Below are 16060 nucleotides of genomic sequence, written 5' to 3' on the forward strand. Positions count from 1 at the left end.
TGGGTTCCCGTCATGTTGTTGATCAGTAGTCTGCTCAGTTTGGTATTCGCCGGCCTTGCCGTGGATGTGACCGGGACCGCCCGCACTCCCGGCGGCGAGCATGACCCCGACGACCCGCCTTTTCCTGAATCATCCGATCGCGACGGGCCCAAGGGGCTGACAACCGAGGGCAGCGAGGGCTCGGACTGGCTGGCCGGCGGCGATGGCGACGACCTGCTGACCGGCCTTGGCGGCAACGACGACCTGCATGGCGGGCTGGGCAGCGACACGCTGCTGGGCGGCGACGGCACCGACTGGATCTATGGCGACGGCGACTATGGTCCGGGCGGCGACGATTCCATCGACGGCGGCGCGGGCGACGACTATCTGGCCGGGCAGGGCGGCAACGACACCGTGCATGGCGGCCCCGGCAACGACACGATCTTCGGTGGCGAGGGGGACGACCTGCTGACCGGGGGCGACGGCGACGACTGGATCTCGGGCAATGCCGGCAACGACACGCTGATCGCCGGCGGCGGCGAGGATGACCTGGACGGCGGCGAGGGCGACGATTTGCTGATCGGCTCGGCCGAGCCCGAGCGGGCCTGGCTGCATGGCGCCGCCGGCCGCGACACGCTGCAGCCCGGCCTGGGCGATTTCGCCGAGGGTGGCGAGGGCGAGGATCTGTTCCTGCTGGACGTGCCGGGCGAGGATCTGGACGATCCGGGCGAGACGCTGCCGGTCATCGCCGATTTCGACCGGCAGCTGGACCGGATCGAGCTGCGCTATCGCGGCGACGGCGCCGATCCCGTGGTCGCGCTGGAGCACGAGACCGACGGATCGGCGGTGATCCGCGTGGACGGGGTGGCGGTGGGCCGGGTGTTGCAGGCCGAAGGGCTGCGGGTTGCCGACATCGCCCTGACGCGGATCGCACCGGGCGGCTGAGCCGCAGAAAACCCTTTCCTTTTCGGCCGATTTTGCCTATACGCCCGCATCCGACCGGGCGATTCCGGCGGATCTCTCCACGGGCCTGTGCTGGACGACATCCCGGCCTGTGCCATAACCCTTTGATCCTGAAAGGAGACCCCGATGTCGATCACCGTCGAGGAAAAGAACCGCGTGATGACCGAATTCGCGACCAAGAAAGGCGACACCGGCTCGCCCGAGGTGCAGGTCGCCATCCTGTCGTCGCGCATCGCCACGCTGACCGAGCATTTCAAGACCCACAAGAAGGACAACCATTCGCGTCGTGGTCTGCTGAAGCTGGTCGCGCAGCGCCGCAAGCTGCTGGACTACCTGAAGCGCAAGGACGAAGCCCGCTATACCGACCTGATCGGCAAGCTGGGCCTGCGCCGCTGACCGGCCGGCCGCGATCCCGCGGCCCTTGGATTGCAGGAAACGCCCGCAGCAAAGGCTGCGGGCGTTTTTCGTTGCGGTGGGGCCGGTCAATTAAAATCCAACGGATTGCTTTCTGGATTCCTAACGGGCGGCCTTTATCCTGTGGCTGTCTTCAAGATGGAGATCGTAAGATGGTAATCAGTTCACTTTTCAAGCCTATTTCCTCTTCTGCCCCAGCCGCCGCCTCGGGGGCCGGTTCGACGCCCTTGCAGGCTGTCTCGAACGCCGTCGATACACTGGCCGGATCGCTGCTGGGCGTGAAGCCCGAGGATGGCGACGGGGTCCGGTTCGACTTCTCGTCCCAAGCGATGCAGGCTTCTGCCGATGGCGCGGCCCCGGCCGATGAACCACCGGCCCCTGTCGCCGCCGCGGCCGCGAAGCACCCGGTGCCCGAGGCTGCAGCCCCTGCCGCGGCCCAGGCCCCGGCCGGGGGCGCCGATCCGGCGGAGGCGGCAGCGGGGCCGGCCGCCGTGGTACTGGCCGCGCAGGCTCCGGCCCAGGCGGCGGCCGCGTCCGGCGGGGTTGATGCGGCCACCCCGGACGAGGTTGCGGCCCCAGCCGCAGCCGCGGCCAGAAGCGCGGCCCAAGCCGCCGATCCCGATGCCGAGGCGCTGGCCCGCGCCTGGGCGATCAAGGCCCAGGACAGGGAGGGCGTGCAGACCATGGTCGATCGCGTCGCCGCGCTCAGCACCCGGCCCTGGCCGACCGACGCGGCCGCCGAAAGGACCGAAAAGGCGGTGAAGGTGCTGAAGGCCGATCAGGAAGCCGCCGCGTCCAGAACGCTGGCCGTGGCCTGATCGCCCCATGCGCGGAACAAGGCGGGCGGCTGCCGACCGGGCGCCGCCCGCTTCGATTCGCAGGGGCGGGGCGGATGCCAAGCCACTTTCCATGTGCCTTGATTTCCTGTATGGGGCGTCTCCATCTGTGACGTGACGCCAGGCCCCTGGGCACATGCGAAGGATAGGGGCGGCGGCAATGGGGCCGCCATTTGACACGGGACGCGACCGGAAGGGCCGGCGCGTCGCCAGAGGAAACCAGATGTTTGATGAAGTGAAGAAATCCATCCAGTGGGGCCAGGAAACGCTCACGCTGGAAACGGGCAAGGTTGCCCGCCAGGCCGACGGCTCGGTCATCGCCACCCTGGGCGAGACCAGCGTGATGGCCAACGTCACTTTCGCGAAAGAACCCAAGCCCGGCCAGGACTTCTTTCCCCTGACGGTGCATTACCAGGAAAAATACTATGCCGCCGGCAAGATCCCCGGCGGTTTCTTCAAGCGCGAGGCCCGGCCTTCGGAAAAGGAAACCCTGACCGCGCGCCTGATCGACCGTCCGATCCGCCCGCTGTTCGCCCCCGGCTTCAAGCATGAAGTGCTGGTGATGTGCACGGTGCTGAGCCACGATCTGGTCAACGATCCCGACATCGTCGCCATGATCGCCGCCTCGGCCGCGCTGACGATTTCCGGCGTGCCCTTCATGGGCCCGATCGCCGCCGCCCGCGTCGGCTTCGCCAATGGCGAATACGTCCTGAACCCCGAGGTGCAGGACATGGACCAGCTGCGCGGCAACCCCGAGCAGCGGCTGGACCTGGTGGTCGCCGGCACCCGCGACGCGGTGATGATGGTCGAATCGGAAGCCTATGAGCTGACCGAGGCCGAGATGCTGGGCGCGGTGAAATTTGGCCACGAGGCGATGCAGCCGGTGATCGACCTGATCATCGACCTGGCCGAGGCCGCCGCCAAGGAACCCTTCCCCTTCGCCTCGCCGGATTACAGCCCGCTTTACGCCCGCGTGAAATCGCTGGGCGAGACCGAGATGCGTGCCGCCTATGCCATCCACGACAAGGGTGAGCGCCGCGACACCATCGAGGCCGTGAAGGTGAAGATCCTCGAAGGGCTGACCGAGGAAGAGCGGCTCGACCCGAACCTGGGCTCGGCGCTGAAGAAGCTGGAATCGGGCATCCTGCGCGGCGGCATCATCGACGGCCGCCCGCGTATCGACGGCCGCGACAACAAGACCGTGCGGCCCATCGACTGCGAAGTCGGCTTCCTGCCGCGCACCCATGGCTCGTCGCTGTTCACCCGCGGCGAGACGCAGGCGCTGGTCGTGACCACGCTGGGCACCGGCGACGATGAGCAGATCATCGACGCGCTGCATGGCAATTCCCGCTCGAACTTCCTGCTGCACTACAACTTCCCGCCCTATTCGGTGGGCGAGGTGGGCCGCGTCGGCAGCCCCGGCCGTCGCGAGATCGGCCATGGCAAGCTGGCTTGGCGTGCGCTGCAGGCCGTTCTGCCGGCCGCGACCGACTTCCCCTATACCATCCGCGTGGTTTCCGAGATCACCGAGTCGAACGGCTCGTCCTCGATGGCCTCGGTCTGCGGCGGTTCGCTGTCGATGATGGATGCGGGCGTGCCGCTGAAGGCGCCGGTCGCCGGCGTCGCCATGGGCCTGATCCTGGAAGAGGACGGCCGCTGGGCGGTGCTGACCGACATCCTGGGCGACGAGGACCACCTGGGCGACATGGACTTCAAGGTCGCGGGCACGGAAAACGGCATCACCAGCCTGCAGATGGACATCAAGGTCGCGGGCATCACGCCCGAGATCATGGAGCAGGCGCTGGCCCAGGCCAAGGACGGCCGGCTGCACATCCTGGCCGAGATGTCCAAGGCGCTGTCCGAAGGCCGGCGCGAGTTCAGCGCCCATGCCCCGCGCATCGAGACGATGACCATCCCGACCGACAAGATCCGCGAAGTGATCGGCTCGGGCGGCAAGGTGATCCGCGAGATCGTCGAGACCTCGGGTGCGAAAGTCGACATCAGCGACGACGGCACCATCAAGATCGCCTCGGCCAATGCCGATTCGATCAAGAAGGCCTATGACATGATCTATTCGATCGTGGCCGAGCCGGAAGAGGGCAAGGTCTATGTCGGCAAGGTCGTGAAGCTGGTCGATTTCGGCGCCTTCGTGAACTTCTTCGGCAAGCGCGACGGGCTGGTGCATGTCAGCCAGATCGCCAACAAGCGCCTGAACCACCCCAACGAGGTGCTGAAGGAGGGCCAGGAGGTCAAGGTCAAGCTGCTGGGCTTCGACGACCGCGGCAAGGTGCGCCTGGGCATGAAGATGGTCGACCAAGAGACCGGTGAAGAGATCACCGAGAAGAAAGAGGAATCGGCCGAAGGCTGAGGCTTTCGCCGCGATTCGACTGTTGGAGCCTCGGCAATGCCGGGGCTCCTCCATGTTCGGCGGGACGGGATATCAACGATGCAGACGAATTGGCCGATCTTCGTATTGACATTGGCAGGCGACGAGGCGCGTCGTCAGCCATTGTTGGACCGGCTTGCCGAAAACGGCTTGCAATGGCGCCTGGTCTACGGGGTCGATGGACGGCGGGGCCTGCCGCCGGAATACTTGCCGATGATCGACCGCGACGCCGCTCAGGATCGACTGAAACGGCCGATGACGGATTCGGAATTTGCCTGCGCCTTGTCGCATCGGCGTATTTACGAGATTATCATGGCCGAGGGTCTTGATGGGGCGCTCGTGCTTGAGGATGATGCAATCCTGACGCCGGACTTTCCCGACTTCATTCGTGCGGGGCACCATTTGACCGATACGTTGGCCTTGCTGTATCACTATTCCGGCCGCGCGCTGCCCTGGCAACGCAGGAAAGCCGGTCGGTGGTTGATGTATCGTCCGACGCGACGGGCATCGGGCTGCACCGGCTACACGCTGTCCCGAAACATGGCGCATGAGCTGTTGCAGGCGATGACCCCGGTCAGTTTCGTGTCCGACTGGCCCGTGGACTTGTATGATTCGCGAGCTTGGTTGGTCGCCCCGCGTGTCGTGCATCATGCCCCTCCGGGACAGGGGCTTTCGCATCTAGCCCAGGAGCGAACCGTTGCGGAGATGCAGCGGCCCTGTGAAAAGAGGAATCCGGCCCGTTTCCTTAAGGCAAGTTATTACCGCGGGCTTGTTCGGCGCAGGCTGGCGCGCCGCGTGGACTCCTAGCATGACACCTTCGGATTATATCGCAGGGGCGGGCCTGTCCTTCCGGCCGGTGCCAGAGGCGCTGGCGGACCCGCGGGGCAGGGTGATTGCGCATCTGCGCCGCCCGGACGGTGTCGATCTGGCCTGCACGGCCGATCTCACGCAAGAGATTGCGCTTTACGAAACCCCCCAGGGCGAGCCGCCGCTTTTCGTGTCCTACTATACCACCGATACGCCATATGAGGCGCTGGCGGCCGAATTGCGCGCATCGCTGGACCGCCACGGCCTGCCCCATCGGATCGAGCCGGTGGCGTCGCGCGGGTCATGGGTCGCCAATACCGGGCTCAAGGCGCGGGTGATCCAGGCGGCCTGGCAAGACAGCGGCCGCCCGGTCTGCTGGATCGACGCGGATGCGGCGATCCTGCGGCCGCCCAGCTTTCTGATGGGCAACCCCTTTGATGTGGCTTTCGTCCGCCGTGCGGGGTGGGAGGATATGTCGGGGCTGATCTACTTTAATGCCACCAAGGCAGTAGGCCGGTTGCTGGCGGAATGGGTGCGGCTTTGCGACCAGCATCCGAATGTCTGGGATCAGGTGCTTTTCAGCCTGGCCTGGTTCCGCACCGCTCGCGAAACGGCGCTGGCGAGCCAATGGTTCAATGACGGGGTGTCCCGCACTCCCCGGCCCAAGATCCGCGATCTGCGTGACAGGCTGTTCTACTATCCGTTCGAGCGCAAGATCCGGCCCTTCATCGACCAGAAACAGGCATCGCGCCGGCTCAAGGCCTATGTGAACGCCTCGGCCCGGCCGAAGGATGAGATCGGAAGCGACGACCTGAGCGCTGGCTATCGCGCCGCGCTGGCGAACCTTGATTTCAGTTTCGATCCGCAACTGGACGCGATCGTCTCGCGGCGGGCATAGGCGAATGGTCAGGCGCAGGAAATCCCGGCTAGAGCGCTTCTTTTCGCTCAATCAGCATCGCAAGCGCTGGGGCGCGCGGCGACATGTCTTGGCCGCCCCCGACCTGGTCGCGATGCGCGAGCGGATCGTCCAGGCGGGCGAGCCGGTGCAGACCCGCGGCTCGGATAAGTCGCTGGAGCGACACTTGGCGAACCTGCGCTGCGAGTTTTCGGGCCGCCCGGAGCTTTTGCTGCATCACGCCACGCTGATCGTTCTGATCCGTCGCGAGGTGCGGCTGGCCGAAAGTCTCGGCCAATTCACCGCGCTTTGGGCGCAGGAGGCGGAGTTTCTGTGTCGGCACCTGAACCTGCGCTGGCTGATCTCGGCGGCGGATACCTTTGCCGACCATGGCCCTGATCCGCAGGCCCGCGCGGTCGCGATGATGGCCTCGCTTCTGGCCAATACCGTCAAGATCGGTGAATCCGACCGCTATGTCCGCGGTGCGGAGACATCGGCGCCGCTGCCGGAGCGGATCGAAGAACTCCAGACCGAACTGGTTCCGCTTTTCGAGGGGATGTCGGTTTTTACCGTCGGCACCGACGATACGCTCCGCAACATGTATTGGCGGCTGGAGCCCTTCTTCGCCGCCGGTTCTGCGGGGATGATCCTCAAGACGGTCTATGATCGGATGCAGGTCAACGATACGGCTTTTGCCCGGCTCCGGGCGCTGCACCGTCGCGACCGCACCGGTTGGTGGGAGGACGAGACATGAGTGTCCTTGGCTTGTCGGATTGCTTGGTCGCGAGGGGCGGATAGATGCGCCTTCCCGCCTATCTCATCAACCTGGACGGCTCGGACGAGCGGCTTCGTTCAGCCTCCCGGCAGTTGGACGAGGCGGGCGTGCCCTTCGAGCGCGTCCCGGCCTTTGACGGCAGGGCGCTGCGGGTCGAGGAATTTCCCGATTACGATCCCGCCGGGGCGATGGCCTATATGGGCCGGCCTTTGCGCGGGGGCGAGATCGGCTGCTATCTCAGCCATCTCGACTGTGCGCGGCGCTTTCTGGACAGCGGCGCCGAATATGGCCTGGTGTTCGAGGATGACATGCAGCTGCAGCCTGGCTTTGCCGAGGGGATGCGCATCCTCATGGGCTGGCTGGACCGGCATGATCGCGACTGGGATCTGATCAATCTCGGCGCCAGACAGCACAAGATCTATACCCCGGTCATGGGGTTCGAGGTTGCGGGTCGGCATCATGAGCTGACCCGCGCCCATTACTTTCCGATGACGGCCACCGCGCTGCTCTGGTCGCGGCAGGGGGCCGAAACCTTTGTCCGCACCCATCGGCGCATCACGGCGGGCGTGGACAATCATTTCCGCCACTGGCTGACCCGCAACGACCGCGGACTGGCGGTCTGGCCGTCTCTGGTCACGACGACCGGCGTGGAAAGCCAGATCGAAGACGGCAAGGGCAAGCGGTCGGCAGGCGGGCGGCACCCGCTTTACGGATTGATCAAGCAACGCCGGCAGATCGTCAACAAGCTGATCGCGTGGCGCCACAAGCGGCGGCTGGCGCGCCGGTAGAAAGGCCGCGGGCGGTGCCGCGGCCTTTGCAGGATCAGGCCGGATCCTTGGCAAAGCGCAGATAGGGCAGCGCCTTGTTCAGCTGGCCGTATTTCGCCTCGGCCGCCGCGTCGTCCAGCGCCAGCGCCACGATCACGTCCTGGCCCGGTTCCCAGTTCGCCGGGGTGGCCAGCGGCACGCCGTCGGTCTTTTGCACCGCATCCAGCGCGCGGATGATCTCGGCGAAGTTGCGGCCGACCGACATCGGATAGGTCATCGTCAGCCGCACCTTCTTGTCCGGCCCGATGATGAAGACCGTGCGCACCGTGGCCGAATGCTGCGGCGTACGGCCCTCGGCCGGCAGGTAATAGTCGGCCGGCAGCATGTCATAGGCCTTGGCCACCGTCAGTTCGGTGTCGTCGATGATGGCGAAATTCGCCGGGACGCCTGCGACCTTCTCGATGTCGGCCTTCCATTTGCCGTGGTCCTCGGCCGAATCGACCGAGACGCCCAGAACCTTGGTGCCGCGCTTCTCGAACTCGGGCACCAGCTGCGCCACCACGCCGAATTCCGTGGTGCAGACCGGGGTGAAATCGCGCGGATGCGAGAAAAGAACCGCATAGCTGTCACCGATCCAGTCGTGGAAACTGATCTGGCCCTCGGTCGAATTGGCGGTGAAATCCGGGGCGGTGTCGTTGATGCGCAGGGACATTGCAGATCCTTTCGGTTGGCCTTCGGCGACAAGATAGGCATCTGCGGCGGATTGTCCAACTCGATCTGTTCAGTCGTGATAATTCGCAGGGCCGCTGCGGCTTGCAGCCCGGTCTTGCGGGTGCCAGTCTGCGGGCCAATCGCAGATCAAGGGAGGCTCTCATGAGCGGACTTGCCGACAAGCGGAAATTCTACATAGGCGGCGAATGGGTTGCGCCGCGCGCACCCAACGACCTGGAGGTGATCGACCCCTCGACCGAGGAGTCGGTGGCGGTGATCAGCCTGGGCGGCCAGGCCGACACCGATGCGGCGGTGGCCGCGGCCAAGATGGCCTTCCCGGCCTGGGCGGCGACGCCCCCGGCCCAGCGGCTGGCCCATGTCGAGAAGATCCTGGAAATCTACAAGCGCCGCGCGCCCGACATGGCCGCCGCCATCAGTGCCGAGATGGGCGCGCCGCAGGACATGTCGCTGAACGACCAGGCCGCGGCGGGCAGCTATCACATCGAGACCTTCATCGACGCGTTCCGGGATTTCGAGTTCATCCGGCCGCTGCGCCCCGACACGCCGACCAGCATGGTGGCATGGGAGCCGGTCGGCGTGGTCGGGCTGATCACGCCCTGGAACTGGCCGATGAACCAGGTCACGCTGAAGGTGATCCCGGCGCTGCTGGCCGGCGATACCGTGGTGCTGAAGCCCAGCGAGATCGCGCCGCTGTCCTCGGTCGTCTTTACCGAGATCGTGGACGAGGCCGGGCTGCCGCCGGGGGTCTACAACATGGTGAACGGCGACGGCGCGGGCGTGGGCTCGCAGCTTTCGGTGCATCCCGACGTGGACATGATCAGCTTTACCGGCTCGACCCGCGCCGGCATCGCCATCACCAAGGCGGCCGCCGATACGCTGAAGAAGGTGGCGCTGGAGCTGGGCGGCAAGGGCGCCAACCTGGTCTTTGCCGATGCCGACGACAAGGCGGTGACGCGCGGGGCGCGGCATTGCTTCTACAACAGCGGCCAGTCCTGCAACGCGCCGACGCGGATGCTGGTCGAGCGGTCCTTTTATGAAACCGCGGTCGAGCAGGCCCGCAAGGTGGCCGAGGAGACCGCGGTGGCGACGGCCCACCAGCCGGGGCGCCATATCGGCCCCGTGGTCAGCAAGCAGCAATGGGACAAGATCCAGGACCTGATCCAGAAGGGCATCGACGAGGGCGCGCGCCTGGTCGCCGGCGGCCCCGGCCTGCCCGAGGGCGTCAATCGCGGCTATTTCGTTCGCCCGACGGTCTTTGCCGACGTGACCAACGACATGACCATCGCCCGGCAGGAGATCTTTGGCCCGGTGCTGTCGATCATCCCCTTCGACAGCGAGGAAGAGGCGGTCGCGATCGCCAACGACACAATCTATGGCCTGACCAATTACGTCCAGACCAGCGACGGCGCACGGCGCAACCGGCTGGCGCGGCAGCTGCGCGCCGGTATGGTCGAGATGAACGGGCAGGGCCGGGGCAGGGGCTCGGCCTTCGGCGGCGTCAAGGCCTCGGGCCGGGCGCGCGAGGGCGGCGTCTGGGGGCTGGAGGAGTTCATGGACAGCAAGCAGATCAGCGGCTGGGATCCCGATGCCTGACGTGCGGGGCCGCCTGGCGGGCGGCCCTTTTCCTTGCGGGGCCGTGCCGCTAGCATCCGCGCCGCGAAAGCCGAGGGGGCGCGACAGATGAAGACCATCCTGATCACCGGCGGCGGCAGCGGCATCGGCCGGCTGACCGCGCGGCGGTTTCTTGACGCCGGCTGGCGCGTCGGGCTGATCGGCCGGCGCGAGGCGGCGCTGGCCGAGACCGCGGACGGCCATCCGCAGGCGCTGGTCCTGCCCTGCGACGTGACGGTGCCCGAGGCGGTCGATGCCGCCTTTGCCCGCGCGGTGGCGCAATGGGGACGGCTGGACGTGCTGTTCAACAATGCCGGCGCCATCCTGATCTCGCGCCTGATCGACGAGATTTCCTGGGAGGAGTGGCAGGGCGTGGCGCGGGTGAACATCGACGGCATGTTCCTGTGCGCCCGCGCCGCTTTCCGGCAGATGCGGCGGCAGCAGCCGATGGGCGGGCGGATCATCAACAACGGCTCGATCGCGGCCGAGGCGCCGCGCCCCGGCTCGGTGCCCTATACGGTCTCGAAGCACGCGGTGACGGGGCTGACGCGGACGCTGGCGCTGGACGGGCGGCCGTTCGGCATCGCCTGCGGCCAGATCGACGCCGGCAATGCCGCGACCGAGATGATTGCCGCCGTGGCGACGCAGGGCGCGCCGCAGGCCGACGGCTCGATCCGGCCCGAGCCGGTGATGGACGCCGCGAACGTGGCCGAGGCGGTGCTGCACATGGCCAGCCTGCCCGAGGGCGCCAATGTGCTGCACATGACGGTGATGGCGACGAACATGCCCTTTGTCGGGCGCGGCTGAACGGGCCCGGACAAGCGAAAGGATTAGGGATGAAACTGCTGCGCTATGGCCCGCCGGGCCGGGAAAAGCCGGGGCTTCTGGACGCTGAGGGCCGCATCCGCGACCTGTCGGCCCATGTCGCCGACATCGCCGGCGCGGTGCTGGGGCCCGAGGGGCTGGCCGGGATCGCGGCGCTGGACCTGGATGGGCTGCCCATCGTCTCGGGACAGCCGCGGCTGGGGCCCTGCGTGGGCCAGGTGCCGAAATTCGTCGCCATCGGGCTGAACTATGCCGACCACGCCGCCGAGGCCGGGTTGCCGGTGCCGGCCGAGCCGGTGGTGTTCAACAAATGGACCAGCTGCATCATCGGCCCGGACGACGACGTGGTGATCCCGCCCGGCGCGCAGAAGACCGATTGGGAGGTCGAGCTGGGCGTGGTCATCGGTTCGCGCGCGAGCCATGTTTCCGAGACGGCGGCGCTGGACCATGTCGCCGGCTATTGCGTGGTCAACGACGTGAGCGAGCGCGAATGGCAGGCCGAGCGCGGCGGCACCTGGGACAAGGGCAAGGGCTTCGATACCTTCGGCCCGATCGGCCCCTGGCTGGTGACGCGCGACGAGGTGCCCGACCCGCAGGCGCTGGAGCTGTGGCTGGAGGTGGATGGGCTGCGCCGCCAGCAGGGCTCGACCGCGACGATGATCTTCGGCGTGGCCGAGATCGTCGCCTATTGCTCGCGGCTGATGACGCTGATGCCGGGGGATGTGATCACGACGGGCACGCCGCCGGGAGTCGGCATGGGCGCGACGCCGCCGGTGTTCTTGCGCGGGGGCGAGGTCATGCGGCTGGGCATCGAGGGCCTGGGCGAGCAGCGCCAGAGGGTGCGCTGCCGCGATTGACCGCGCGGGTGGGCGCGTATTTCGGAAACGGTGAAGCGGAGAGGCTGCGCGGAAGCTGGCAAGGCAGCGGCCGGCGGCGCGGTCGCAATGGGTATTTGGAGAACGAAGAAGGCCGTCAGCTTTCGGCGGCCAGGGTTTCCGCCAGCGTGTCGGTCTTGGTGAAATAGTCGGGCGACAGCCGCAGCACGCCGGGCAGGTCCAGCAGCACGCGGCGCAGGTGCTGGCGGATGGCGGCCTCGGCCCGGTCGGGGTCGCGGGCGGCGATGGCCTCGGCCACGGCGCGGTGCTGGGCCAGCATGGTGTCCTTGGGCGTCATCGCCGTCAGCAGGTGGCGGGCGCGGTCGAGATGCATCTTCATCTGCTGCAGGTGGCTCCAGACCCTTGCCTTGCCGGCGATCGCGGCCAGGGTGGCGTGGAATTCCTCGTCCAGCTGGGCCAGCGCGGTGGGATCGGCCTCGGCCTCTTGCCGGGCGATCTGGGCGAACAGGGCCTCGCAATCCTGGGGCGGGGCGCAGGCGGCGGCCAGGCGGACGGTGTCGGCCTCGACCGATTCGCGGATGAAGCGCGTACACAGCACCCATTCCATGTCGATGCGGGTGACGAAGGTGCCGCGCTGCGGCCGCACCTCGAGCAGGCCCTCGCCGGCGAGGCGGATGAAGGCCTCGCGCACAGGCTGGCGCGACAGGGCGCATTGGTCGGCGATCTCCTGTTCGGAGAGGCGCGTGCCGGGCGGCAGCTCGCCGCGGATGATGCGCTGGCGCAGGCGGGCGTGCAATTGCGCCGCGAAGGGCGGCGGGCCCCCCGTGGCGGAAAGGGTTTCGGTCGATGCGGGGTCCATGAATCCTCCCTGGAACCCGCATTAGTTCGGGACCGGACCTTGCGTCAACCTTTGGGGCTGCGGTGAAAGCTCATCACCGTGGTCTGGCGGTAGAGCTGCCCCGCCTCCAGCCGCGCCGAGGGATAGCCGGCATGGTTGGGCGCGTCCGGCCAGAGCTGCGATTCCAGCGCGATGCCGGCATGGCGGCCATAGGGCCGGCCGCCAAGGCCGGGCGCGCCGGGCGCCAGGTGTTCGCCGGCATAGACTTGCAGCCCCGGCTCGGTCGAGCGCAGGGTCATCATCAGCCCGCCCGCCTGCAGCACCGCCGCCTTGCGCGGCACGATGCGGCGCCGGTCCGAAAGGCAGAGGTTGTGGTCGATGCGCGGCCCCTTGAGCCGCTCGGCCAGGGTGACGGGATTGCGGAAATCCAGATGCGTGCCCTGGACCGCTGCGGGCGCGCCCAGCGGGATCATGTCCTCGTCCACCGGCAGGTAGGTTTCGGCCGGGACGGTCAGCCGGTGGCCGGCCACGGTATCGGTGCCATCCAGGTTGAAATAGCTGTGCTGGGCGAAGTTGCAGAAGGTGGTGTCGTCCGAGGTGGCCAGGATGGTCAGCATCAGGACCGGGCCGGGCAGGATGGACCAGGTCGCGCGGATCAGCATGGCGCCGGGAAAGCCCATGTGGCCCGCAGGCAGGTGATCGGCCAGCGCCACCGAGCTTTCGTCCCAGTCGGCCAGCATCCAGTTGCGCGTGCCGCAGCCATCGTGGCCGCCGTGCAGCATGTGGCGGCCGTCCTGGTTGCGGTCCAGCTGCAGCCTTGGCCCGTCCAGCGTCGCGCGTCCATGGGCGATGCGGTTGGCATAGCGCCCGATCACCGCGCCGAAATAGCGGCCCTCGTCCAGATAGGGCGCGAGCCGCGGAAAGCCCAGCACCAGCGGATGCCCGATCCCGGCCAGCCGCAGATCCTGGAGCGAGGCCCCCAGCGTGATGACCGAGGCCGTCAGCCCATGGCCCGAGATCGTCGCCTGCATCACCGGCCGACCGTCCGGCAGCAGGCCGAATGTGCGTGGCATCATGCCCGGACCCGCGGTTCCGGCCGGCCCTGGGCGTCGGGATCCAGCAGCCAGGTCCGGCCGTCCTGCGGCCCGTGCCGGCCCTCGGCGGCGCTGGTCACGATCAGCTGCGCAAGGCCGGGGCCGCCGAAGGCCGGGCAGCTGGGCTGGCTGGCGGGCAGGGACAGGCGGCGCAGCAGGCGGCCGTCCGGCGCATGGCAGGCGACCGCGCCGCTGCCCCAGCGCGCGTTCCAGAACCGCCCCTGCGCGTCGGTGACGGCGCCGTCGGGGAACTGGTCGGTCCCGGCCAGGTCCAGGAAGACGCGGGCCTCGGCGCAGGGCCAGCCGCGCGCGTCCAGGTCTTGCGACCAGACGGTCTGGGCGGCGGTGTCGGCGAAATAGGCCAGGCGACCGTCGGGAGAAAAGCAGATCGCATTCGGGATGGACATGTTCCCCCGCAGCAGGCGCAACTCTCCGTCAAGATAGCGATAAATCGCCCCCTTTCCAGCCCTTCCGTCGCGTTCCATCGTGCCGATCCAGAAACCGCCGAAAGCATCGGCCCGCCCGTCGTTCGAGCGGTTGCCGGGCCGGTCGGCTTCCAGCGCGGCCAGCCGCTCCTGGCGGCCGTCGCGCAGGTCGAAGCGGATCAGCCCGGTTTCGCTGGCGATCAGCAGGCGGTCGCGGTCGATCCAGCCCGCGGCCGAGACCATCTCGTCGAATCGCCATTCCAGCGCGGTCCCGTCGTCCAGCCGCGACAAAAGCCGGCGGCCGAGGATGTCGAACCAGAAGGGCTGGGCGCGTTCGGGATGCCAGAAGGCGCCTTCGCCCAGTTCGCAGATGCGGGGGTCGAAGACCCGCGCGTTCATGCGCAGGCCCGCAGCGCCGCCACGATGTCGCGCGCGCGGGCCGCGACCGTCTCGGCCCCGTCGCCGGGGCGATAGAGCGCGCTGCCGATGCCGAAGCCCTGCGCCCCGGCATTCAGCCATTCGGCGAAATTCGCCGGGCCGGCGCCGCCCACGGCATAGACGGGCATGTCGCGCGGCAGCACCGCGCGCAGCGCCCTGAGCGTGCCGGTGCCGGCCTGGTCGGCGGGAAACAGCTTCAGCCCGGTCGCGCCCGCGGCGATGGCGGCGAAGCATTCGGTGGCGGTGAAGACGCCGGGCCAGGATTGCAGGCCGCGCGCCCGCGTCGCGCCGATCACCGCCGGATCGGCATTGGGCGAGACGATCATCCGCCCGCCGGCATCGGCCACCTGCGCGACCTCATCCACCGTCAGCACGGTTCCGGCGCCGATGATCGCCTGCCCGGCCAGCCCCCCTGTCATCAGCCGGATGCTTTCCAGCGGTTCGGGCGAGTTCAGCGGCACCTCGATGCGGTCGATGCCGGCATCGACCAGGGCGCGGGCGACGGGCAGGGACTCGGCCGGGGTCAGGCCGCGCAGGATGGCGATGATGGGCAGGGTCATGTGTCCTCCGGCAAATCGAGGCTGGCGGCGGCAAGGCCGGCCAGGACCAGCGCCGTGCCGTCCTTGTGGCATGCCTGCGCGCCGGCCGCCAGCAGCAGGGTTTCGTAAAGCCGCGCCAGGTCGGGTGCGCCGATGATCGCGGTCGGGCCGTCCTGCCAGAAGTCGCGCGCCGCGGCCAGTTCGGCGCCGATCAGCAGGCCCGAAAGGCGGCCCGCCGCCCGTTCCGGCGCCAGCCCCTGCAGCAGGGCGGCGGCGCGCAGGGGAAACAGCCCGGATTGCGCGGCATGGGGATCGGCCAGCGCCTCGGCCCCGGCTTCGGCCAGGGCCGCGGGGTCGGGGCGGGCCGCGTCGATGGTCAGCCGCAGCACCGACTGGCCGGCAAGCAGCGAAAAGACCTCTCCGGTCATGAAGCTGCGGAAACGCTCGACCCGGCCCCGCGACAGGCGCACCCATTTGCTATGCGTGCCGGGCAGGCAGAGCGTGCCGTCGAAACCGGGGTTTTCGGCCAGGAAACCGGCGATCTGGGTTTCCTCGCCGCGCATGACGTCGGGCGGCTCGGCCTGGGACAGGCCAGGCAGGATGCGGACATCCAGCCGCGGGTCGCGGGCGGGGGCGCGGATGGCGCGGCGCGGGTCGATGGGCGGGCAGGGGACGGCGCGGTATTCGGCCTCGGCCCAGCCGCCGCGGGCGCCGGCCATGCCGCAGGCGATGATGCGCATCCGGCCGGCCGCGGGCAGCCAGTCGCCGATCAGGTCGAGCAGCGCCGGCTCGAACCCGGCCGGGGCCAGCTTGCCCATGCCGCGGTCCGAGGCGCGGGCGTCCACCGGCCGCGTACCGCGCATGGCCCAGGCGCGCAGCCTTGTGGTGCCCCAGTCGACG

General features: G+C 68.3%; 17 protein-coding genes. 11 read left to right on the plus strand and 6 right to left on the minus strand.

The window, feature by feature from the left end; all coding sequences use genetic code 11:
- Positions 1 to 12 precede the first annotated feature (12 nt).
- The 8 genes from E3U26_RS08615 to E3U26_RS08650 all read left to right on the plus strand — a co-directional run bounded on the left by E3U26_RS08615 (position 13) and on the right by E3U26_RS08650 (position 7843).
- A complete protein-coding gene (locus tag E3U26_RS08615; protein ID WP_279578012.1) occupies positions 13 to 924 on the plus strand; it encodes a calcium-binding protein in 912 nt (303 codons plus the stop codon).
- A 144-nt stretch (positions 925 to 1068) separates the two neighbouring features.
- Positions 1069 to 1338 (plus strand): 30S ribosomal protein S15, encoded by a 270-nt coding sequence (rpsO, locus tag E3U26_RS08620; protein ID WP_024842753.1) that lies wholly within the window; start codon positions 1069 to 1071, stop codon positions 1336 to 1338.
- A 245-nt stretch (positions 1339 to 1583) separates the two neighbouring features.
- Positions 1584 to 2174, plus strand: a complete 591-nt coding sequence (locus E3U26_RS08625) for a hypothetical protein (protein ID WP_499104742.1) — start codon at positions 1584 to 1586, stop codon at positions 2172 to 2174.
- A gap of 241 nt (positions 2175 to 2415) precedes the next feature.
- Positions 2416 to 4560 carry a polyribonucleotide nucleotidyltransferase gene (gene pnp / locus E3U26_RS08630; RefSeq protein WP_036758720.1) on the plus strand — a complete coding sequence of 715 codons (2145 nt, stop codon included), beginning with the start codon at positions 2416 to 2418 and terminating at the stop codon, positions 4558 to 4560.
- Positions 4561 to 4638: 78 nt separating this feature from the next.
- Positions 4639 to 5385, plus strand: a complete 747-nt coding sequence (locus E3U26_RS08635) for a glycosyltransferase family 25 protein (protein ID WP_166435619.1) — start codon at positions 4639 to 4641, stop codon at positions 5383 to 5385.
- Position 5386: 1 nt separating this feature from the next.
- On the plus strand, positions 5387 to 6283 hold the full coding sequence (locus E3U26_RS08640; RefSeq protein WP_243784998.1) for a hypothetical protein: 897 nt from the start codon (positions 5387 to 5389) through the stop codon (positions 6281 to 6283).
- A 112-nt stretch (positions 6284 to 6395) separates the two neighbouring features.
- Positions 6396 to 7034, plus strand: coding sequence for a hypothetical protein (locus E3U26_RS08645; RefSeq protein ID WP_499104743.1), 639 nt, complete (start codon positions 6396 to 6398; stop codon positions 7032 to 7034).
- 44 nt (positions 7035 to 7078) lie between these two features.
- Positions 7079 to 7843, plus strand: a complete 765-nt coding sequence (locus E3U26_RS08650) for a glycosyltransferase family 25 protein (protein WP_243785000.1) — start codon at positions 7079 to 7081, stop codon at positions 7841 to 7843.
- Between the two features lie 34 nt (positions 7844 to 7877).
- Here E3U26_RS08650 and E3U26_RS08655 read toward each other — a convergent pair whose 3' ends face one another.
- Positions 7878 to 8534 carry a peroxiredoxin gene (locus E3U26_RS08655; protein WP_243785001.1) on the minus strand — a complete coding sequence of 219 codons (657 nt, stop codon included), beginning with the start codon at positions 8532 to 8534 and terminating at the stop codon, positions 7878 to 7880.
- 161 nt (positions 8535 to 8695) lie between these two features.
- On the opposite strand from E3U26_RS08655, the gene E3U26_RS08660 reads away from it, so the two are divergent.
- The 3 genes from E3U26_RS08660 (at position 8696) to E3U26_RS08670 (ending at position 11847) form a co-directional block, all read left to right on the plus strand.
- Positions 8696 to 10147, plus strand: coding sequence for an aldehyde dehydrogenase family protein (locus E3U26_RS08660; RefSeq protein WP_243785002.1), 1452 nt, complete (start codon positions 8696 to 8698; stop codon positions 10145 to 10147).
- Positions 10148 to 10234: 87 nt separating this feature from the next.
- On the plus strand, positions 10235 to 10972 hold the full coding sequence (locus E3U26_RS08665) for an SDR family oxidoreductase (RefSeq protein ID WP_036758666.1): 738 nt from the start codon (positions 10235 to 10237) through the stop codon (positions 10970 to 10972).
- Positions 10973 to 11001: 29 nt separating this feature from the next.
- Positions 11002 to 11847, plus strand: a complete 846-nt coding sequence (locus E3U26_RS08670) for an ureidoglycolate lyase (protein WP_116223189.1) — start codon at positions 11002 to 11004, stop codon at positions 11845 to 11847.
- 115 nt (positions 11848 to 11962) lie between these two features.
- Here E3U26_RS08670 and E3U26_RS08675 read toward each other — a convergent pair whose 3' ends face one another.
- Genes E3U26_RS08675 through E3U26_RS08695 form a run of 5 tightly spaced genes read right to left on the minus strand, consistent with a single transcriptional unit; the run spans position 11963 to position 16023 of the window.
- Complete coding sequence (locus E3U26_RS08675) at positions 11963 to 12685, minus strand: GntR family transcriptional regulator (RefSeq protein ID WP_036758671.1); 723 nt, start codon at positions 12683 to 12685, stop codon at positions 11963 to 11965.
- Between the two features lie 44 nt (positions 12686 to 12729).
- Positions 12730 to 13740, minus strand: coding sequence for an aldose epimerase family protein (locus E3U26_RS08680; protein WP_243785004.1), 1011 nt, complete (start codon positions 13738 to 13740; stop codon positions 12730 to 12732).
- Complete coding sequence (locus E3U26_RS08685) at positions 13737 to 14582, minus strand: SMP-30/gluconolactonase/LRE family protein (RefSeq protein WP_243785005.1); 846 nt, start codon at positions 14580 to 14582, stop codon at positions 13737 to 13739. Before E3U26_RS08685 ends, E3U26_RS08680 begins: the two co-directional genes overlap by 4 nt.
- The gene (locus E3U26_RS08690; RefSeq protein ID WP_243785006.1) at positions 14579 to 15181 is read right to left on the minus strand and encodes a 2-dehydro-3-deoxy-6-phosphogalactonate aldolase; all 603 of its coding nucleotides are present in this window, start codon (positions 15179 to 15181) and stop codon (positions 14579 to 14581) included. The genes E3U26_RS08685 and E3U26_RS08690 overlap by 4 nt, the downstream gene beginning before the upstream one ends.
- Positions 15178 to 16023, minus strand: a complete 846-nt coding sequence (locus E3U26_RS08695; protein ID WP_279578014.1) for a 2-dehydro-3-deoxygalactonokinase — start codon at positions 16021 to 16023, stop codon at positions 15178 to 15180. The genes E3U26_RS08690 and E3U26_RS08695 overlap by 4 nt, the downstream gene beginning before the upstream one ends.
- Positions 16024 to 16060 lie beyond the last annotated feature (37 nt).

Origin of the sequence: Paracoccus ferrooxidans (genome assembly GCF_029909815.1) — a bacterium.
Lineage (GTDB): Bacteria > Pseudomonadota > Alphaproteobacteria > Rhodobacterales > Rhodobacteraceae > Paracoccus > Paracoccus versutus.